Consider the following 18698-nt stretch of genomic DNA (forward strand, 5'->3'; position numbering starts at 1 on the left):
CGAGGCGGGTCAGGCGCTGAACCACTCCTTGAGCCCCTTGCGGGCATAGCGGATGGACAGCGTGCCCATCCCCGCGCTCCCGGTGACGACCAGGTGCGGGCCGGAGCCCGTGGGGCTGTGCGGCACCTTCGTCGACACGGTGCCCCACGAGGTCCGCACCCCGTCGACGTCCGCGGACGCGCCGGGCGGCAGTACGAGCGTGACCGAGCCCATCCCGGTGGAGACGTCCACGGACATCTCCGGCGGGACCCGGGTCTCGGTGAGGTCCAGGTGGATCGAGCCCATCGACGTCGTCAGGCGCAGCTGGGCGGGGACCGGCCAGTCCCCCGTGCGCTTGATCGAGCCGACCTCGGTGGTGAGGTGCGCCGACTCCTTGCGGGCGGGCGGCGTGACCGGACCCGGCGCGATGCTCGCGCCCGGCAGGTCCGCCAGGGGCGGCTCGAGCTCGGCGAACGTCTTCGCGGCGTAGACCACCCCGAGACGCTCCTCCAGCTCGCTCAGCGTGATCCGACCCTCGCCCATCGCGGTGTGCAGCCGCTGCGCGGCGGCCTCGCGGTCGGCGTCTGAGATGCGCAGGTTGCCCCCGTCCACGAGACCAGCCTAGTCGCCTCGAGCCCTGCCCTGAGATGGTCAGCCGCGGACCACCGAGCACCTGCGGACCCTCGCCCGGTCCGGGCTGGTCACGGTCGTACCCCTCGGCGCGCGCCGTGTGTACGAGGTGGAGGCGCCACCCCTGGCCGAGTTCGGGGCGCGGGTGCGGGGTCTGGTCGAGGCGCCCCGTGGTCGGCGTCGCGGTGCCGAGGAGCAGAACTCAGGGAAGCCGCCAGTCCACCGGCTCCCCACCGATCTCCTCGAGCAGATCGTTGGCTCGCGAGAACGGTCGGGAGCCGAAGAACCCACGGTCGGCGGACATCGGACTGGGGTGGGCGGACTCGATGAGCGGCACGTCCACCAGGAGCGGGGCGAGGTTGCGGGCGTCTCGCCCCCACAGGATCGCGACCAACGGCTCCGCGTCCCGCTCGACCAGCGCGCGGATGGCCTGCTCGGTCACCGCCTCCCAGCCCTTGTCCCGGTGCGACCCGGGCGACCCCGGCTCCACGGTGAGACACCTGTTGAGCAGCAGCACGCCCTGCTTGGTCCACGGCGTGAGGTCGCCGGTGGAGGGTGTGGGGAAGCCGAGGTCCTCGGTGTACTCGCGGTAGATGTTCGCCAGCGAGCGCGGTACCGGACGGGTCTCCGGCGACACCGAGAAGGACAGCCCGACGGCGTGGCCCGGCGTGGGGTACGGGTCCTGGCCCATGATCAGGACCCGGACCTCGTCGAACGGCTGCTGGAAGGCGCGCAGCACGTTCGCCCCGGAGGGCAGGTAGCGGCGCCCGGCGGCGATCTCCGCCCGCAGGAACTCGCCCATCTGCGAGACGACCGGCGCGACGGGCTCCAGCGCCTGCGCCCACCCCGCCTCGACGACCTCGGTCAGCGGCTTGGCGGCCATCAGACGTCCAGCCTGCGCAGGCCCGCGCGGAAGACCTTGCCGCGCTCCACGTAGGACTTCACCGCGTACTCGTACCGCCCCGGGTCCACCTCGAAGCCCTCGCGGACCCGGGCGGGCACCCCGAGCGCCATCCGATAGGCGGGGACCACGGCGTTCGGCGAGACGACCGCGCCCGCCGCGACGACCGCGCCCTCGCCGATCGTGGACCCGTTGAGCACCACCGAGCCGGACGAGATGAGCGCCCGGTCCGCGATGTCCGCGGCCTCGATGTGCACGTTGTGGCCCACGGTCACCTCGTCGCCGATCAGCGTGGGCACGTCCCGCGTGGTGTGGATGATCGTGCCGTCCTGGATGCTCGACCGCTCCCCCACGACGATGTGTCCGTCGTCCCCGCGGAGCACCGCGGTGGGCCACACCGTGGACTCCGCGCCGATCCGCACGTCCCCGATGACGACGGCGTCCGGATGCACGTAGGCCGTGGGATGGATGTCCGGTTCGAGATCTCCGAGCGCGTACACAGGCACCTCGGCAGACTACTTTCGGTGCCCGGGCGCCGTTCCGCCGGAGTCACCGCGCTCGGCGTCCATGCGCGCGGTCAGCTCGTCCACCACCAACAGGTCCCGGTCGAGGGTGCCCGTGCGGTAGGCCGAGCGCGCCACGATCTGCGAGATCACCGGGGCGGTGACGGCCTGGAACAGGATGACCAGCACCAGCGTGGCGGCGTTCTCGAACTCCAGCCGCACGGCGGTGCCGATCAGGATGAGCAGCAGCCCGAGGGTCTGCGGCTTGGTCGCCGCCTGCAGCCGGGCGGGCAGGTCCGGCAGCCGCAGCAGCCCGAGCGCGCCGAGCAGGCAGGAGAGCGCGCCGAGCAGCAGGAACACACTCGAGACGACGTCACGAAGCATCAGCGGTGTCGCTCCCATCGCTCCACGAGCCGGGCCGCGGTGGCGGACCCGACGAACCCGACGAGCGCCACGGCCGCGATCAGCGGCACCGTGGACCCGTCCCGGTAGATGGCGATGTAGACCGCCGACGCGGCCACGATCAGCACCACGAACACGTCCAGCGCGGCGATCCGGTCCAGCGTGCCGGGGCCCGTGAGCAGGCGCGCCACCGTCAGCAGCGCCGCGGCGCTGAGCATGCCCAGGACCAGTGCGAACACGATCGTCATGCCGCCTCCTCCCGCACCCCGACCGCGGCGATCACGATCTCCTGCAGCCTGCGCATCTGCCCGCGGACCTGCTCGGCGTCCGCCGCGCTGCGCAGGCCGAGCGCGTACACGTACAACAGGCGGCCCGGCCGGTCGATCTGCAGCACGAAGCTCCCGGGAGTCAGCGCCGCCGCGCCCGCGATCACGGTGATGATCCGTTCGGAGTCCGTGAGCAGCGGGACCGCGACGATCCCGGCCCGCGAGCGGGGCCCGTAGCGCAGCGTCTCGACGGAGACCTGCCAGCCGGAGCGGACGAGGTCCATGAGCAGGAACCCGACCAGCTGCAGCAGGGGCCGGGGCCGCAGCGGCAGCCGCGCCGCCAGCGGCAGTGGGAACAACGCCGTCACGACCGCCGCGGTGAGCACCCCGCCGACGACGATCGTGGGCGAGACCCGCCCCCACAGCAGGACCCACACGATGGTGAGCCACAGGATCTGCGGCCAGCGCCTGACCAGCGTCATCCGAGCACCGCCTCGAGGTAGGGCACCCGAGCGATGAGGTCCGAGCCCGCCCGCTCGGTGACCGCGGACAGCGGGCCCGCCGCCGCGGCGATGGTGATGCTCACCGCGATCAGCGAGGCGGTGGCCCAGTACATCGGCTGGGAGGTCTTCGCCGTGCCGACGACGAGCTCGTCCGTGGGGTCGGCGTCCGGCAGCGGCTCCTTCTCCGCGCCCCAGAACACCCGCAGCCACACCCGCACGACCGCCCACAGCGTGAGCAGGCTGGCGAGCACCACGAACCCGGCGACGACGGCCGTGCCGACCGTCCCCCCGGCGCCCGCCTGCAGCAGCGCCAGCTTGGCCACGAACCCGGAGGTCGGCGGGATGCCTGCCAGGGTGAGCGCCGGGACCGCGAACAGGATCGCCAGGACCGGTGAGCGCTTGGCCAGCCCACCCATCTGGTCGATCGACACCGTGCCGGTCCGCCGCGTGATCAGGCCGCTGACCAGGAACAACGTGGCCTGCACCGTGATGTGGTGCACGACGTAGAGCGCGGTGCCCGCCACCCCGTGCGGGTCGTGGACGGCGAGCCCGAAGAGCATGAACCCGATGTGGCTGACCAGCAGGAAGGAGAGCAGCCGGTTGAGGTCGTTCTGCGCCAGCGCCCCCAGCGCGCCGACGACCATGGTGAGCACCGCCAGCACCAGCAGGACCGCGCTGGGCCCGTCCCCCGGGAACACCAGGGTCTGGGTGCGCAGCAGCGCGTAGATCCCGACCTTGGTCAGCAGGCCCGCGAACAGGGCCGTGACCGGCGCGGGAGCGTTCGGGTAGCTGTCCGGCAGCCAGAAGTGCAGCGGCACCATGGCCGCCTTGATCCCGAAGGTGACGATCACGAGCATCGACAGCAGGGTCCGCAGCCCCGGCGGCAGCGCCGCGACCCTGCCCGCGAGATCGGCCAGGTTGACGGTGCCCGTCGAGGCGTAGACCAGCGCGATCGTGGTGAGGAACAGCAACGACGACGTGAGCGAGATGATCACGTACGTCATCCCGGAACGGATCCGGGAGGCGTTGGTGCGTCTCGTGATCAGCACGTACGAGGCCGCGAGCATGATCTCGAACGCCACGAACAGGCTGAACAGGTCGCCGGTCAGGTAGGCCAGCGACACCCCCGTCGACAGCAGCAGGAAGATCGGGTGGAACGTGGTGCTGGCCGTGTCCCGGCCGTAGTCGGAGATCCGCTGGTCGATGGCGTAGACCAGCACCGCGAGCGTGACCACGGTGGAGATCAGCAGCAGCAGGGCGGACAGCCGGTCCGCCACCAGCACGATCCCGACCGGCGCGGGCCAGCCCCCCAGCTCGACGACGACCGGTCCGGTCCGGTCCGCCGCCACCAGGAGCACCGCGGCCACCGCCGACACCGCGGTGAGCACCACGATGCCGATCAGCCGCTGCACGCGCGCCGACCGCGCGAAGATCACGGTCAGTGCGGCGCCGAGGATCGGCAGCAGCACCGGGAGCGTGACGAGGGTGCTCATCGCGCGCTCTCCGCGGCCTCGGCGGGCTCGTTGGACGCCGCGGCGGAGCCCGGGTCCTCGCCGTCGTCCGCGCCCTCGGTGTCCTCCTCCATCGAGCCGTCCGGCCGCTCGGCCTCCGCGATGCGGCGGTCCTCGAGGTCGTCCTGCACCTCGTCGTGGCCGGTCAGCACCCAGCTGCGGTAGCCCAGGGCGAGCAGGTACGTGGTGAGCGCGAAGGTGATCACGATCGCGGTGAGCGCGAGCGCCTGGGGCAGCGGGTCGGCGAACTCCTCGGGCAGCGCGGTGCCCAGCACGGGCGCCCGCGCGGGCGGGCCGCCCGCCAGCTGCAGCAGCAGGTTGGCGCCGTGGCCGAGGACCACGATGCCGATCAGGATGCGCATCAGCGAGCGCTGCAGGAGCAGGTAGAAGCCGACGGAGTAGAGCACGGCCAGGACCACCGCCATGGCGATGTTGATCGTGGTCACGGCGCGGCCCCCTCGGCATCGCCGGCATCGGCGGCATCGGCGGCGTCCCGCTCGATCCCGCTCCCGAGCGACCGCAGCAGGTCCAGCACCACGCCGATGATCAGCAGGTACACCCCGACGTCCAGCAGCAGGCTGGACACCACCTCGACGCCGAGGAAGGACACCTTCGCGCTGGTCAGCACCGGCTGCCCGAACGCGACGGGGGCGAACGCCGACACCATCGCCAGCAGCAGTCCGGTGCCCATCAGCGTGGGCGGGCGCAGCCGCAGCCGCGAGCCGATCTCGGCCCCCTCGGAGCCGCCGCCTGCGATGTAGCGCAGCACGAACGCCAGCCCGGCGGTGAGCCCGCCGGAGAACCCGCCGCCGGGGGCGTAGTGCCCCACGATCAGCAGGTACACCGAGAACACCAGCACGGTCGGGAAGAGGAACCGGGTCGCGGCCTCGAGGAGCAGGGTGCGGTTGGTGCGCACCGGGCACCGGCCGGGCAGGGTCCACTCGCCCTCGGGGGCGTCCCACTGCTCGAAGGGGATCTTCTCGGGGGTCGCGGTCACCGCAGCATCTCCTCCTCCGCCTCGGGGCTGCCGCCGCCGGCGCGGTCCCGGCGGTCGAACCGGGTGGCGAGCACCAGGCTCGCCGTGCCCGCGGCCGCGATCAGCAGCACGGTGATCTCGCCGACGGTGTCCAGCGCCCGGAAGTCGACGAGGATCGCGGCGATCACGTTGTCCGCACCGGCCTCCGGGGACCGCGCGACGAACTCCGCACTGACGGCGGGCGGTGCCTGCCGGGCTCCGGACAGCACCACGCCCGCGACCGCCACGAAGGTCCCGGCGACGCCCGCGAGCACGGCCTTGCGCAGCTCGATCCCGCGGCGGGGGCGCGGATCGGACTCGAAGTGCGCGGGCAGCCTGCGCAGCACGAACACGAAGGCGACCATCGTCAGCGTCTCGACCAGGAACTGGGCCAGCGCGAGGTCCGGCCCGCCGTCCACCACGAACAACCCGCCGATGGAGTACCCGATGGCCCCGACCAGCAACACCGCGGTGAACCGGCGCCGGACGCGGGTGAGCGCGAAGGCCGAGGCCACGATCACCAGCCCCAGCGGCAGCTGCATGAGCGAGCCGAAGGCGGGCACCGTCGCAGGCAGCGTCCCGCCCGTGACCAGCGCGATCCCGGGCAGCACCAGCACCGTGAGCAGCAGCACCGCGAGGTAGACCGGCAGCGAGCCCGCCTGCACACGACCGGTCACCCACACCGCGAACCGCTCGATGCCGCCGATGGTGCGCTCGTAGCCGCGCTGGGCGGACAGCGGGTGGTGCAGCCGCTCGTGCAGGGCGGTGACCCGGGCGCGCTGGGCGTGCAGCCCGAACCCGACGAGCAGCGCGACCGCGGAGAACAGCAGCGGCAGCGACAGCCCGTGCCACAGGGCGAGGTGGTAGTCCGCCTCGACCGCGTCCGCGGCCCGGTAGACCGCGGCGTAGTCCTGGGCCAGGGCGTCCACCAGCGGCGGGACGCAGCCGAGCACCAGCCCGGACAGCGCGGCGATCCAGGTCGGGGCCAGCAGGCCGGGGGCCGCGGGCGTCGGCTCGGTCTGCTCGACGCCCGGCTTGGTGGCGAACGCGCCCCACAGGAACCGGGCGGAGTACGCGACGGTGAGGGTCGAGCCGACGAGCAGGCCGATCGCGAGGGTCCAGTTCCCGTCGTGCACGAACGCCTCGAAGGCCGCCTCCTTGCCCAGGAAGCCGAGCAGCAGCGGGATCCCCGCCATGGACGCGGCCGCGAGCGTGGCCGCGACGGCCAGCCCCGGGAGCCTGCGCCCGAGCCCGGACAGGGCACCGACCTCGCGGGTCCCGGTGACCTTGTCGACGATCCCGACCACCATGAACAGCGGCGCCTTGAACAGCCCGTGGGCCAGCAGCATGGTGAGCGCGGCGATCTCGCCGATCCGGTCGCCGGAGCCGAACAGCACCATCAGGAATCCCAGCTGCGAGACGGTCCCGAAGGCCAGGAGCCGTTTCAGGTCCGTCTCGTGCAGCGCGCGCCAGCCGCCGACGAGCATCGTGACCAGCCCCAGGACGGCGATCGGCAGCCACCAGTAGCCGCGGTCCGCGAACGCGGGCGAGAGCCGCCCGACCAGCACCACTCCGGCCTTCACCATCGACGCCGCATGCAGGTACGCGCTCACCGGCGTGGGTGCGGCCATCGCGCCGGGCAGCCAGGGATGGAAGGGGAACTGCGCGGACTTCGTGAGCGCACCGACCAGGACCAGCACGATCCCGGTCGCCGCGAGCCCGCCCGCGGGCGGTGCGGCCACGAGCGCGGAGATCCGGTAGGTCCCCGCGGTCTCGCCCACGATCACGATGCCGAGCAGCATCGCGAGCCCGCCCATCACCGTGACCAGCAGCGCCTGCACCGCCGCGCGCCGGTTGGCCCGGTGCAGACCCCCCTGCCCGACCAGCAGGAACGACGCGATCGACGTCAGCTCCCAGAACAGGTAGAGGGTGAGCAGGTCGTCCGCCAGGACGAGGCCGAGCATCGCGCCGGCGAAGGCGAGCAGCAGCGCCGCGTTCCGCGGGGCGTCTCGGCTGTCCCTGCCGAAGTACCAGGCGCTGTAGGCCAGGATCAACGCCCCGAGCCCGCCGACCAGCACGATCATGACGACGCCGAGCGCGTCCAGCCGGAAGCCGAACTCCAGGTCCAGCGCGCTCGCCCACACATGGGTCTCCGACAGCCCCGGACCGAGCGCGACGCCGAGGTTCGCCAGCCCCCACACGAGCGTGGCGGCGGGCAGGACCGCGGCGGCCCCGAAGGCGGCCCGCCGGCTGCGCCGCGACACCAGCGGTAGCAGGGCTGCCACCACCAGATGGGCGACGACCAGCGCGAGCACAGCACCTCCGTGGCGTGGTGACCGGCGGCGCGCATGCTGCGGGGAGCGGCCCGGCGCGGCGGTCGGGTCGTAACGGTTTCTCGGGGTCGGCGCGAGAGCGCCGCACACCACCCTACCGGCCGCCGAGCGAGGTCATGAAATGATCGTGAAGTAGCAGCGGCTGCCGGGTTCGCCGCGGGTCGCCGGGTTCGCCGTCGCGCGCCCGCCAGCCGCGGAGGCGACCGGACGGCCGTCGACGTACCCGACGAGGAACAGCCCCGCGGGCGGGTCGAACTGTCGGGGGTCGACGGGGGTCTCGTCCGGGCCGCCGTAGCGGACCACCATCTCCTGCTGGATCGCGGCGATCATGGTCTGGGCGTCGGGGTGGTCGAACGGGACGACCTGCAGGATCACGCCGCGACCGTACGACGCGCTCCGGCCACGACCAGGGTGGCCAGACAGAGCGCGGCCAGCCCCGCGACCAGCAGGATCAGCATCGGGTACCCGACGAGCGGGGCCAGCGGGGCCAGCACGACCGGCAGCAGGAAGCCGACGTAGGTCAGCGAGTAGTACACGGCCGTGAGCCCGGCGAGCTGCTCCGGCCGGGCGATCCGCTGGACCTCGATCAGCCCCGACACCAGCGCGATCCCGAACCCGGCGCCGAGGACCGCCGCGGCGGCCACCGCCACCACCAGCGAGCCGCTCACCGCGGTCGCGGCGGCCACCAGCGCGCCGACCGTGATCAGCGCCAGGCCCAGCCTGCCCCCGGCGAGGGGGTTGCGGGAGTCGAGCCTGCGGGCGGCGGACTGGATGCCGACCCCCGCGGACAGCGTGACGGCGGTGAGCAGGGTGGCGAAGACCAGCCCGAACCCCGCGGTCCGCGCGGCCCCGAGCGCCGCCGGCTGCACCGCGAACGACAGTGCGGGACCGGCGAACACCCACGGCGCCAGGGGCAGCACGAGCCCGCGGAACCGGGGGTGGGCCACTGCGGGCACCCGCAGGTCGGCGAGCCACCCGCGCGACCCGACGCGGGCCTGCAGCGTCTCCGGCGCCCTGGCGACCAGCACGATCACCGGGACGGTGAGCAGGATGTGCGCCACATAGGGCAGCTCCATCGGCAGCGGCGCCCACTGCGCGAGCACCCCGCCGATCGCCGGACCCACCCCGAACCCCGCGGACAGCGACAGCGCGGCACGTCGGGCACCCGCGGCGGGATCGGACCCCGGGTCGTGGGGGGCCTGGGAGAGCTCCTTCACCCACGTCGACCCGACGGCCATGGCGACGCCCGTGACCAGCCCGAACAGGAACCGTCCGGTGAACAGCAGGGACTCGGAGAACGCGCCGAGCGCCAGCACCGCGCTCGCGGGGACCGACGCGGCCACCGCGGGCAGCAGGAGCGCGCGGCGGCCGTAGCGGTCCGAGAGCGGCCCGCCCACGAGCAGCCCGGGCACGAGCCCGGCGACGTAGACGCCGAAGAAGGCGGCCACGACCGTCGGCGAGTAGTGGCCCTGCTCGCGGTACATGACCATGAGCGGGCTGAACTGGTTGGCGCCGTAGCCGATCGCGAACAGCACCGCCGCGACCCGCGCCCAGGACTTCACGTGCACTCCGGAATTCTGCGTCGGCGAGCCTTCGACCGGGGCCGAAGGATCAGGCCTTCGCCTTCTGCCGCCAGGTCGTCAGGACGCGCTCGGTGTAGCCGTTCGGCTCGGACCGCCCGGTGAAGACGAGCTCGAGCGCGGCCTGGAAGCTCTCGCTGCCCTCGAGGTCCTTCGCCATGGGCGGGTAGCCCGCCTCCCCCGCGTTCTGCTCGTCGACCAGGGTGGCCAGCCGGGCGAAGGTCTCCCGGACGGTCGCCTCGTCGATGACGCCGTGGTGCAGCCAGTTGGCCAGCAGCTGCGCGGAGATCCGCAGCGTGGCGCGGTCCTCCATCAGCCCGACGCCCTCCAGGTCCGGGACCGTGGAGCAGCCGATGCCCAGCCCCACCCAGCGGACGACGTAGCCCAGGATCGACTGCGCGCTCGTCTCCAGCTCGTGGGTGATCTGCTCGGGCGTGAGCTGCTCGGCGAGCAGCGGCAGCGCGAGCAGGTCCGCCCGGTCCGCGGGCGTGCGCGAGGCCAGCTCGGCCTGGACGGCGTGGACGTCCGTGCGGAGGTAGTGCAGCGCGTGCAGGGTGGCCGCGGTGGGAGAGGGCACCCAGGCGCAGTTGGCGCCCTGCTTCGGCTGCGTGCCCTTCTGCTCCAGCATGTCCGCCATCGCCGCGGGCTTGGCCCACATCCCCTTGCCGATCTGGGCGGTGTGCGCGAACCCGGAGGCGAGCGCGACATCGACGTTGCGGTCCTCGTAGGTGGTCAGCCAGGTCGTGGTCTTCATGTCGCCCTTGCGGACCACCGGACCCGCGAGGAAGCAGGTGTGGATCTCGTCCCCGGTGCGGTCCAGGAAGCCGGTGTTCACGAAGATCACCCGGTCCGCCGCGGCCGCGATCGCGGAGGCGAGGTTCACGCTGGTGCGCTTCTCCTCGTCCATGATCCCGATCTTGAGGGTCCGCGCGGGCAGGCCGAGCTTCTCCTCCACCGCCGCGAACAGCTCGACGGTCAGTGCCACCTCGTCCGGCCCGTGCTGCTTGGGCTTGACGATGTACATCGACCCGGTGCGCGAGTTCGACCACGCACCCTTCCCCTGCAGGTCGTACTGTGCGGCGGCCGCGGTGACCAGCGCGTCCAGCACGCCCTCGGCGATCTCCGCACCGTCGACCAGGACGGCGTTGGTGGTCATGTGGTGCCCGACGTTGCGGACCAGGAGCAGCGACCGCCCGGGCAGGGTCAGCGGCGCCCCGTCCGCCCCGGTGTACTCGCGGTCCCCCGCGACCCTCCGCGTGACGGTCCTGCCGCCCTTCTGGAACTCGGCGACCAGCTCACCGGTCATCAGACCCAGCCAGGTGCGGTAGGCGGCGGCCTTGTCCTCGCCGTCAACGGTGGCGACCGAGTCCTCCAGGTCGACGATCGCGGTGACCGCGGACTCCAGCACCACGTCCGAGACGCCCGCGTGGTGCTGCTTCCCGACCGTGGTCGACGGGTCGAGGGTCAGCTCGACGTGCAACCCGTTGCGCCGCAACAGGATCGCAGTCTCGGTGAACCCGGCGTACTGGCCGGAGTCGGCGAGGCCGGACTCCCCCGCGCCGGTGTAGGCGACGAAGCCCTTCGCGTCCCCGGTGTAGCGCGTGACGTCCGCGTGTGAGCCCTGCGCCAGCGGGAACAGCTCGTCCAGCAGCTCGTCCGCGGCCGCGATGACCTGGGCGCCGCGCTCCTCGTCGTAGCCCTTGGCGAGCTCCCTACCGGAAACGCTGTCCCGGGGGAGCGCGTCCGTGCCGTAGAAGGCGTCGTACAGCGAGCCCCAGCGGGCGTTCGCGGCGTTGAGCGCGTAGCGCGGCACGGTGGCGGGCACGACGAGCTGCGGGCCGGGGATCTCCGCGATCTCGGCGTCGACGTTCTCCGTGGTGATCGACACGGGCTCGTCGGCGGGCAGGAGGTAGCCGAGCTCGGTCAGCAGCGCGGCGTACTCCTCCGCGGTGCCTGCGCCGTGGGTGGAGTGCCAGGTGTCCAGCTGCTCCTGCAGCGCGTCCCGACGGGCGAGCAGCTCGCCGATCCGCGGGGCGAACCGCGCCTGGAGGTCCTCCAGCGCCGACCAGAACGCCTCGGGCGTGAGGTCCAGCCCGGCGAGCAGCTCCCCTTCGACGAACTCCTCAAGGTGGGGGTCGACCTGCAGGGCCATCGGGATTCCTCTCGTTGCGACTGGTCTCTTTTCTACCAGATGGAGTCGCTTTTCCGCATCATGGAATGTATCGTCATCTCCCGTGACCACCGACATACCCCGTTCCGGAGGTGTCCAGTCCCTCGCGCGGGCCTTCGGGGTGCTGGAGTCGCTGGCCGAGCTGGGCGGCGAGGCCGGGCTCTCCGAGATCGCCTCGGCCACGGGACTGGCGCCCGGGACCAGCCACCGACTCGTCCGCACGCTGGTCGACCTCGGGTACCTGCGGCAGCTGCCGTCGCGGCGGTACACGCTGGGGCCCAAGCTCGTCGGGCTCGGGGAGACCGCGGCGCGCCAGTTCGGGCGGTGGGCGCAGCCGGTCCTCACGGAGCTGGTCGCACAGATCGGCGAGACGGCCAACCTCGCGGTGCTGGACGGCGACCAGGCCGTCTACGTCGCCCAGGTCCCGTCCCCGCACTCCGTCCGGATGTTCACCGAGATCGGCCGCCGGGTGCCGGTGCACTGCACGGGGGTGGGCAAGGCCCTGCTCTCCGCGCTGCCCGCCGCGGAGTCGGCCGCGATCGTCGCGCGCACGGGCCTGCCCGCGGTCACCCCCACCACGATCACCGATCCCGCCGCGTTCGCCGCCGAGCTGGAGGCGGGCCGGGCCCGCGGCTACGTGCTGGACGAGGGCGAGCAGGAGACCGGCGTCCGCTGCGTCGCGGGCCCCGTCGTCGGGCCGGGCTCGGCGGCGGTGTCGGTCTCCGGCCCGTCCTCGCGGATGGACGACTCCACGGTCGCCCGGATCGCCCCCCTCGTCGTCGCGGCGGGCAGGCGCCTCGGAGCCCTGCTGGCCACGGCCTGACGCCTCCGTCCCGACCGTGGTTCCAGCGTTGAGACAGCCGGCGCGCCCGTCCCGTCCTACGCTCATCCCGTTCCCACCACGAGGAGGTCACCGATGCCTCTCGATCCCGTCGCCCGGGCCGCGATCACCGCGGCCCTGGCTCCCGACGAGGTCGTCGACGATCCGGTCCGCACCCGCGCCTACGAGTGCGACGGCCTGACCGGCTACCGCGTCCGCCCCGAGATCGTGCTCCTCCCACGGGACGCGGCCGGGGTCGCGCGGGCGGTGAAGGCCTGCCACCGCAACGGGGTGCCGTTCGTCGCGCGCGGGGCGGGCACCGGGCTGTCCGGCGGGGCGCTGCCCGTGGCGGACGGTGTCGTGATCTCGCTGTCCCGGCTCAAGTCGATCCGGGAGGTGGACGTCGAGAACCGGCGCGCGGTCGTCGAGCCGGGGGTGACGAACCTGGAGATCACCGCGGCCGTCGCGCAGCACGGGCTCTACTACGCGCCGGACCCCAGCTCCCAGCAGGTCTGCACCATCGGCGGGAACGTGGCGGAGAACTCCGGCGGCGCGCACTGCCTGAAGTACGGGTTCACCACCAACCACGTGTGGTCCCTCGACGTGGTCCTGCCGGACGGGTCGGAGGTCACCCTGGGCGGGGACACCGGCGAGCAGCAGGGCCCGGACCTGCGCGGGGTGGTCCTCGGCTCGGAGGGCACGCTCGGGATCGTCACGTCGGTGACCGTGCGGCTGCTGCGCACCCCGGAGACCGTCCGGACGCTGCTGGCGGACTTCCCGTCCATCGCGAAGGCGGGCGAGGTGGTCAGCGACATCGTGGCGGCCGGGATCGTGCCCGCGGCCGTCGAGATGATGGACACGCTCGCCATCGAGGCCGCCGAGGAGGCCGTGCACGCCGGGTACACCGTCGGCACGCCCGCGGCGCTGGTCGTGGAGCTGGACGGCCCGATCGAGCAGTGCGACAGCGAGTTCGCGCAGGTGAAGGAGATCTGCGACCGGCACGGCTGCACCCGGCTGCACATCGCGGGCTCGGCGGAGGAGCGGGCGGCGATCTGGCGGGGCCGCAAGGCGGCATTCGCCGCGGTGGGCCGGATCTCGCCGGACTACTTCGTGCAGGACGGCGTGGTCCCGCGGACCCGGCTGGCCGAGGTGCTGCAGCGCATCGCGGACATGGGAGACGAGGCCGGGCTGCGCGTCGCCAACGTCTTCCACGCCGGGGACGGCAACCTGCACCCGCTGGTGCTCTACAGCGCGGCGGCGGGTGAGACCGAGCGCGCCGAGGAGCTGTCCGGCGCGATCGCCGAGCTGTGCGTCGAGTTGGGCGGGTCGCTGTCCGGCGAGCACGGCATCGGCACGGACAAGGCGTGCTCGATGCCGAAGATGTTCGGCGAGGAGGACCTCGCCGTCATGGGACGGGTGCGGGAGGCGTTCGACCCGACCGGGATCTGCAACCCGGGCAAGGTCCTGCCCACGCCGCGGCTGTGCGGGGAGCGGCCCGGGAAGTACCGGGCGCACCCCCTGGAGGAGGCGGGAGTGATCGAGCGGCTATGAGGACCGCACTGAAGCCGACGTCGCCGGCCGAGGCGCGCGAGGCGATACTGGACACCGCGGGCCCCGTCGCGATCGTCGGGGCCGGGACGGCCGCGGACTGGGCCGGACGGCTCGGACCGGTCGCGTCCGAGCTCCACACCACCGGGCTGCGCGGCGTGATCACCCACAACCCCGGCGACATGACGGTCTCGGTGCGGGCCGGGACCCCCCTGCGGGAGCTGCAGTCCGAGCTGGCCGAGCACGGCCAGCACGTCTCGTTCGACGCGGCCAGGGTCGGCGAGGGCGCGACCGTCGGCGGGCTCGTCGCCACGGCCGACGCGGGACCGTCCGCGCTGGTCCACGGCTCGCTGCGGGATCTCGTCATCGGGACCACCACCCTGCTGTCCGACGGCTCGATGGTCCGGTCCGGTGGGCACGTCATCAAGAACGTGGCCGGGTTCGACGTCTCGAAGCTGGTCCACGGCTCCTACGGCACCCTCGGCGTGCTGTGCGAGGTCGTGCTGCGGCTGCACCCGATCCCCGCGGCCGTCGGGACGGTCGTGGTCGAGTGCCCGCTGGCCGAGGCCGCCCGGTTGGCGGGCACTCTGTTCGAGTCGCAGCTGGAACCGACGGCGGTGGAGTGGCTGTCCAGCGGACGGCTGCTCGTCCGGATCGACTCCACCGACGAGGCGCTGCCCACGCGGCTGGACCGACTCACGGCCCTCGTCGGCGGCACCGTGGCCGACGCCGACCCGTGGGCCGAGCACGCGGAGCTGACCCGCGGGCGGTCCGGCGAGGCCGTCCTGCGGATCGGGGTGCGGCCGAGCCTGCTGCCCGGCCTGCTGGACCGGCTCCCCGTCGGCACCGTCACCGCGGGCCTCGGCACCGGGGTGGCCACCGTGTCGGTGCCGGTCGGCTCGGTCGGCGAGGCCCACGAGGCCGTGCACGCCGTCGGCGGGACCAGCGTGCTGCGCACCCGGCCCGTCTCCGGGCTCGACGCCCCCGCCTGGGGTCCGCCGCCCAGCGCGGTGGCCGTGCTCCGCGCCGTCACGCAGCAGTTCGACCCGGACCGCAGGCTCGGTCCCGGCCGCTTCGACCCCTGGGAGATCTGAGTGAGCACGACCCCCGCAGGCTCCGCGGACACCAACCTGCCGCGGACGGGCCCCAGCGCGTTCGACGACCACCACCCGCCCCAGCGCGAGCTGCTGGACGACTGCGTCCACTGCGGCTTCTGCCTGCCCACCTGCCCCACCTACCAGCTGTGGGGCGAGGAGATGGACTCCCCGCGCGGCCGGATCTACCTGATGGACCTGGCCGAGAAGGGCGAGATCGGGCTCGAGGGCCCGCTCCACGAGCACATCGACGCCTGTCTGGGCTGCATGGCCTGCGTGACGGCGTGCCCCTCGGGCGTGCAGTACGACAAGCTGCTCGAGTCCGTGCGACCCCAGCTGGAGCGGCACGTCGAACGGTCCACCCCGGACCGGCTGTTCCGCGAGGCGATCTTCGCGCTGTTCCCCTACAGGCGGCGGCTGCGCGCGGCCGCGCTGCCCGGGGCGCTCTACCAGAAGCTCGCCACGGTGCCCGCGATCCGCAGGCTCGCGGCGAAGCTGCCCGGCCGCCTCGCGGCGATGGAGTCGCTGCTGCCGCCGGTCACCGTGCGCGAGGCGTTCGCGCGGCTGCCCGAGCACACCGCCGCCGTCGGCGAGCGCCGCGGCCGGGTCGCGCTGCTGTCCGGCTGCGTGCAGGACGTGTTCTTCCACCGCGTCAACGAGGCCACCGTGCGGGTGCTCACGGCGGAGGGGTTCGACGTCGTCGTGCCCCGTGACCAGCAGTGTTGCGGCGCGCTGGAGCTGCACGCGGGCCGCGAGGACCCGGCGCTCGCGCGGGCGCGGCGGACCATCGCGACCTTCGAGGGACTCGGTGTCGACCACGTCGTCGCGAACGTCGCGGGGTGCGGATCGTCCATGAAGGACTACGGCCACCTGCTCGCCGACGACCCCGCGTGGGCCGCCCGGGCGAAGGCCTTCTCCGACTCGGTCCGAGACGTCTCCGAGGTGCTCGCCGAGGCCGGGCCCGTCGCGCCCCGGTCGCCGGTCCGCAGGCGCGTGGCCTACCACGACGCCTGCCACCTCGGGCACGCCCAGGGTGTCCGGGAGCAGCCGCGGGCCGTGCTGCGCAGCATCCCCGAGCTGGAGCTCGTCGACATCCCCGAGGCCGCGCTGTGCTGCGGCTCCGCGGGCATCTACAACATGATCAACCCGGAGGCGGCGGACGAGCTGGGGGCCCGCAAGGCGGAGAACGTGCGCTCGGTGGCCCCGGAGATCGTGGTGACCGCCAACCCCGGCTGCCTGCTGCAGATCGGCAAGCACCTCGGCCGGGACCTCCCGCTGCTGCACCCGGTCCAGCTCCTCGACGCGAGCATCCGCAACGTGGACGTGCCCCGGAACTAGACGCCCGTGCGCGGACGGCGGTCAGGGCCACCGACCGCGCACGGGGCTACGGTCCCGGGGCATGATGCGCACGCTCACGACCGAACTGGTCGAGCAGCTCACCTTCCACTGGGAGGGGCTGGTGCGGCCGAAGCTGGCCGGGCTCACGGACGAGGAGTACCTCTGGGAGCCCGCGCCGGGCTGGTCGATCCGCCCGGCCGGGTCGCCGGAGGCGAGCCCCTTCGGCACGGGTGACTTCCGGATCGACTTCGCCTTCCCCGAGCCCGATCCGCCGCCGGTCACGACGATCGCGTGGCGGATGGCGCACGTGATCGTCGGCGTGTTGGGCGCGCGGACGGCCTCGCACTTCGGCGGCCCGCCCTCCTCCTACGAGTCCCACGAGTACGCGGGCACGGCCGCGGCGGGCCTGGCACAGCTGGAGGACGCGTACGCGGGGTGGATCGAGGGCGTCGCCGGGCTGGACGACGAGGCGCTGGCCCGCCCGGTCGGGCCCGCCGAGGGGCCGTACGCCGAGTACCCGATGACCACCCTGGTGCTGCACATCCACCGCGAGGTCATCCACCACTGCGCGGAGATGCTCCTGCTGCGCGATCTCCACCGGAACTCCAACGAAAGTCGGCGCGTTATGTGAGAGTCAGCTCTCGGTACCGCCGATCGGGGAGGCCGAATGACCGAGACCTCAGCGCCCACCACAGCGCCCACCTCAGCGCCCCTCACGCTGGACGATCTGCCACTGCACATGCGCCGGGACCGTTTCGCTCCCGCGCCCGAGCTCGCCGCGGTCCGCGAGGGCCCGGCCGTCACCAGGGTGCGGGGCACCTTCGGGCACGAGATGTGGCTGGTCACCCGGCACGAGGACGTCCGGGAGGTACTGGGGGACGCCGCGCGGTTCAGCAACGCGGGCCAGACGGTGTTCGTCGGCCGGGACCGGCGCAGCCCGGAGGAGATCGCGCGCATGCGGGCGGGCAACCTCCTGCTGCTCGATCCGCCGGAGCACACTCGGCTGCGCCGCATGCTCATGCCGGAGTTCACCGGCAGGCGGATGCAGCGCCTGGAGCCGCGGGTCCACGAGATCGTGACCGAGCACCTGGACGCGATGGAGCGCACGGGTCCGCCCGCGGACCTCGTCGCCGACTTCGCCCTGCCCGTGCCGTCGCTGGTCATCTGCGAGCTGCTGGGCGTGCCGTTCGAGGACCGCGCGGACTTCCAGGCCCGCACCGCCTCACTGCTGGACGTCTCGCGCCCGGTCGAGGAGCGGATGCGCATGCAGCAGGCCTCTCGCCGGTACATGGCGGAGCTGGTCGCGCGGGAGCAGGCCGATCCCGGGGACGCGCTGCTGGGCATGCTCGTCCGGGAGCACGGGGACGAGCTCACCACGGACGAGCTGGTCGGCATCGCCGGGCTGCTGCTCGTCGCCGGGCACGAGACCACGTCGAACATGCTCGGCCTGGGCACCCTCGCGCTGCTCCAGCACCCGGAGCAGCTCGCCCGCGTCCGCGAGGACCCCGACGCGGTGGTGCCCGCGGTCGAGGAGCTGCTGCGGTGGCTGTCGATCGTGCACTCCGGCGTGGTCAAGACCGTCACGGAGGACACCGAGATCGCGGGCACCCCGCTCGCGGCGGGAGACCTGGTCGCGCTGTCGCTGCCCGCCGCCAACCGGGACCCGCGGGCACACGAGGCGGGCGACCGGTTGGACGTCGCGCACGGGGCGCCGGGGCACCTGGCCTTCGGCCACGGCGTGCACCACTGTCTCGGCGCTCCGCTGGCGCGGATGGAGATGCGGATCGCGTTCCCGGCACTGCTGCAGCGGTTCCCGGACCTGCGGGTGGCCTCGACCGAGGAGCGGTTCCGCTCGTTCACCGTGGTGTACGGCATGGAGACCCTGCCCGTGACCTGGGGAGCAGAAGTATGAGCGAGCTGCGGGCGGACCGCGGGACGTGCATCGGCGCAGGGATGTGCGTGATGACGGCCGCGGAGGTGTTCGACCAGGACGACGAGGGGATCGTCGTGCTGGTCACCGAGGATCCGGAGGTGGACGAGGCGGTGCGGCAGGCCGTCGCGCTCTGCCCGTCGGGCGCACTGTCGATCACCGACGGCTGACCGGT

At 73.2% G+C, this 18698-nt stretch carries 20 protein-coding genes; 7 read left to right on the forward strand and 13 right to left on the reverse strand.

The window, feature by feature from the left end:
- Positions 1 to 9 precede the first annotated feature (9 nt).
- The 13 genes from ABD993_RS22455 to ABD993_RS22520 form a co-directional block, all read right to left on the reverse strand.
- A complete protein-coding gene (locus ABD993_RS22455) occupies positions 10 to 591 on the reverse strand; it encodes a DUF1707 domain-containing protein (protein ID WP_345421817.1) in 582 nt (193 codons plus the stop codon).
- Positions 592 to 811: 220 nt separating this feature from the next.
- On the reverse strand, positions 812 to 1492 hold the full coding sequence (locus ABD993_RS22465; RefSeq protein WP_345421820.1) for a uracil-DNA glycosylase: 681 nt from the start codon (positions 1490 to 1492) through the stop codon (positions 812 to 814).
- Positions 1492 to 2016: a gamma carbonic anhydrase family protein gene (locus ABD993_RS22470; RefSeq protein ID WP_345421823.1), complete on the reverse strand. Its 525-nt coding sequence runs from the start codon at positions 2014 to 2016 to the stop codon at positions 1492 to 1494. The genes ABD993_RS22465 and ABD993_RS22470 overlap by 1 nt, the downstream gene beginning before the upstream one ends.
- Positions 2017 to 2025: 9 nt before the next feature.
- The gene (gene mnhG / locus ABD993_RS22475) at positions 2026 to 2415 is read right to left on the reverse strand and encodes a monovalent cation/H(+) antiporter subunit G (RefSeq protein ID WP_425569099.1); all 390 of its coding nucleotides are present in this window, start codon (positions 2413 to 2415) and stop codon (positions 2026 to 2028) included.
- On the reverse strand, positions 2397 to 2663 hold the full coding sequence (locus ABD993_RS22480; RefSeq protein ID WP_345421826.1) for a monovalent cation/H+ antiporter complex subunit F: 267 nt from the start codon (positions 2661 to 2663) through the stop codon (positions 2397 to 2399). The genes mnhG and ABD993_RS22480 overlap by 19 nt, the downstream gene beginning before the upstream one ends.
- Positions 2660 to 3163: a Na+/H+ antiporter subunit E gene (locus ABD993_RS22485; protein WP_345421829.1), complete on the reverse strand. Its 504-nt coding sequence runs from the start codon at positions 3161 to 3163 to the stop codon at positions 2660 to 2662. Before ABD993_RS22485 ends, ABD993_RS22480 begins: the two co-directional genes overlap by 4 nt.
- Positions 3160 to 4677, reverse strand: a complete 1518-nt coding sequence (locus ABD993_RS22490; protein ID WP_345421832.1) for a Na+/H+ antiporter subunit D — start codon at positions 4675 to 4677, stop codon at positions 3160 to 3162. Before ABD993_RS22490 ends, ABD993_RS22485 begins: the two co-directional genes overlap by 4 nt.
- Positions 4674 to 5141 carry a Na(+)/H(+) antiporter subunit C gene (locus ABD993_RS22495; RefSeq protein WP_345421834.1) on the reverse strand — a complete coding sequence of 156 codons (468 nt, stop codon included), beginning with the start codon at positions 5139 to 5141 and terminating at the stop codon, positions 4674 to 4676. The genes ABD993_RS22490 and ABD993_RS22495 overlap by 4 nt, the downstream gene beginning before the upstream one ends.
- A complete protein-coding gene (locus ABD993_RS22500) occupies positions 5138 to 5692 on the reverse strand; it encodes an MnhB domain-containing protein (protein ID WP_345421836.1) in 555 nt (184 codons plus the stop codon). The genes ABD993_RS22495 and ABD993_RS22500 overlap by 4 nt, the downstream gene beginning before the upstream one ends.
- Positions 5689 to 8025, reverse strand: coding sequence for a hydrogen gas-evolving membrane-bound hydrogenase subunit E (gene mbhE, locus ABD993_RS22505; protein ID WP_345421839.1), 2337 nt, complete (start codon positions 8023 to 8025; stop codon positions 5689 to 5691). Before mbhE ends, ABD993_RS22500 begins: the two co-directional genes overlap by 4 nt.
- Before the next feature lie 132 nt (positions 8026 to 8157).
- Positions 8158 to 8418 carry a hypothetical protein gene (locus tag ABD993_RS22510; protein ID WP_345421842.1) on the reverse strand — a complete coding sequence of 87 codons (261 nt, stop codon included), beginning with the start codon at positions 8416 to 8418 and terminating at the stop codon, positions 8158 to 8160.
- Complete coding sequence (locus ABD993_RS22515) at positions 8415 to 9605, reverse strand: MFS transporter (protein ID WP_345421845.1); 1191 nt, start codon at positions 9603 to 9605, stop codon at positions 8415 to 8417. Before ABD993_RS22515 ends, ABD993_RS22510 begins: the two co-directional genes overlap by 4 nt.
- A 49-nt stretch (positions 9606 to 9654) precedes the next feature.
- A complete protein-coding gene (locus ABD993_RS22520; RefSeq protein ID WP_345421847.1) occupies positions 9655 to 11775 on the reverse strand; it encodes a malate synthase G in 2121 nt (706 codons plus the stop codon).
- An 82-nt stretch (positions 11776 to 11857) separates the two neighbouring features.
- Between ABD993_RS22520 and ABD993_RS22525 the strand changes: the two genes are divergently transcribed.
- The 7 genes from ABD993_RS22525 to ABD993_RS22555 all read left to right on the forward strand — a co-directional run bounded on the left by ABD993_RS22525 (position 11858) and on the right by ABD993_RS22555 (position 18693).
- Positions 11858 to 12616 (forward strand): IclR family transcriptional regulator, encoded by a 759-nt coding sequence (locus tag ABD993_RS22525; protein WP_345421850.1) that lies wholly within the window; start codon positions 11858 to 11860, stop codon positions 12614 to 12616.
- Positions 12617 to 12709: 93 nt separating this feature from the next.
- Positions 12710 to 14164, forward strand: a complete 1455-nt coding sequence (locus tag ABD993_RS22530) for an FAD-binding oxidoreductase (protein ID WP_345421853.1) — start codon at positions 12710 to 12712, stop codon at positions 14162 to 14164.
- On the forward strand, positions 14161 to 15255 hold the full coding sequence (locus ABD993_RS22535; protein WP_345421856.1) for an FAD-binding oxidoreductase: 1095 nt from the start codon (positions 14161 to 14163) through the stop codon (positions 15253 to 15255). The genes ABD993_RS22530 and ABD993_RS22535 overlap by 4 nt, the downstream gene beginning before the upstream one ends.
- Entirely contained in the window at positions 15256 to 16593 is a 1338-nt protein-coding gene (locus tag ABD993_RS22540; RefSeq protein WP_345421859.1) for a (Fe-S)-binding protein, read from the forward strand.
- Positions 16594 to 16654: 61 nt separating this feature from the next.
- Entirely contained in the window at positions 16655 to 17224 is a 570-nt protein-coding gene (locus ABD993_RS22545; protein WP_345421862.1) for a DinB family protein, read from the forward strand.
- A gap of 36 nt (positions 17225 to 17260) precedes the next feature.
- Positions 17261 to 18505, forward strand: a complete 1245-nt coding sequence (locus tag ABD993_RS22550; protein WP_345421865.1) for a cytochrome P450 — start codon at positions 17261 to 17263, stop codon at positions 18503 to 18505.
- On the forward strand, positions 18502 to 18693 hold the full coding sequence (locus ABD993_RS22555) for a ferredoxin (RefSeq protein ID WP_345421868.1): 192 nt from the start codon (positions 18502 to 18504) through the stop codon (positions 18691 to 18693). Before ABD993_RS22550 ends, ABD993_RS22555 begins: the two co-directional genes overlap by 4 nt.
- Positions 18694 to 18698: the final 5 nt, after the last annotated feature.

The sequence above is a fragment of the Pseudonocardia xishanensis genome (genome assembly GCF_039541715.1).
Classification (GTDB): Bacteria; Actinomycetota; Actinomycetes; order Mycobacteriales; family Pseudonocardiaceae; genus Pseudonocardia; species Pseudonocardia xishanensis.

Excerpts from the sequence above, each read along its gene's own strand:
- ABD993_RS22465 (WP_345421820.1), bottom strand. The coding sequence starts at position 1,492 with ATGGCCGCCAAGCCGCTGACCGAGGTCGTCGAGGCGGGGTGGGCGCAG.
- mnhG (WP_425569099.1), bottom strand. The coding sequence starts at position 2,415 with ATGGGAGCGACACCGCTGATGCTTCGTGACGTCGTCTCGAGTGTGTTC.
- ABD993_RS22480 (WP_345421826.1), bottom strand. The coding sequence starts at position 2,663 with ATGACGATCGTGTTCGCACTGGTCCTGGGCATGCTCAGCGCCGCGGCG.
- ABD993_RS22485 (WP_345421829.1), bottom strand. The coding sequence starts at position 3,163 with ATGACGCTGGTCAGGCGCTGGCCGCAGATCCTGTGGCTCACCATCGTG.
- ABD993_RS22490 (WP_345421832.1), bottom strand. The coding sequence starts at position 4,677 with ATGAGCACCCTCGTCACGCTCCCGGTGCTGCTGCCGATCCTCGGCGCC.
- ABD993_RS22520 (WP_345421847.1), bottom strand. The coding sequence starts at position 11,775 with ATGGCCCTGCAGGTCGACCCCCACCTTGAGGAGTTCGTCGAAGGGGAG.
- ABD993_RS22530 (WP_345421853.1), top strand. The coding sequence starts at position 12,710 with ATGCCTCTCGATCCCGTCGCCCGGGCCGCGATCACCGCGGCCCTGGCT.
- ABD993_RS22535 (WP_345421856.1), top strand. The coding sequence starts at position 14,161 with ATGAGGACCGCACTGAAGCCGACGTCGCCGGCCGAGGCGCGCGAGGCG.
- ABD993_RS22545 (WP_345421862.1), top strand. The coding sequence starts at position 16,655 with ATGATGCGCACGCTCACGACCGAACTGGTCGAGCAGCTCACCTTCCAC.
- ABD993_RS22550 (WP_345421865.1), top strand. The coding sequence starts at position 17,261 with ATGACCGAGACCTCAGCGCCCACCACAGCGCCCACCTCAGCGCCCCTC.
- ABD993_RS22555 (WP_345421868.1), top strand. The coding sequence starts at position 18,502 with ATGAGCGAGCTGCGGGCGGACCGCGGGACGTGCATCGGCGCAGGGATG.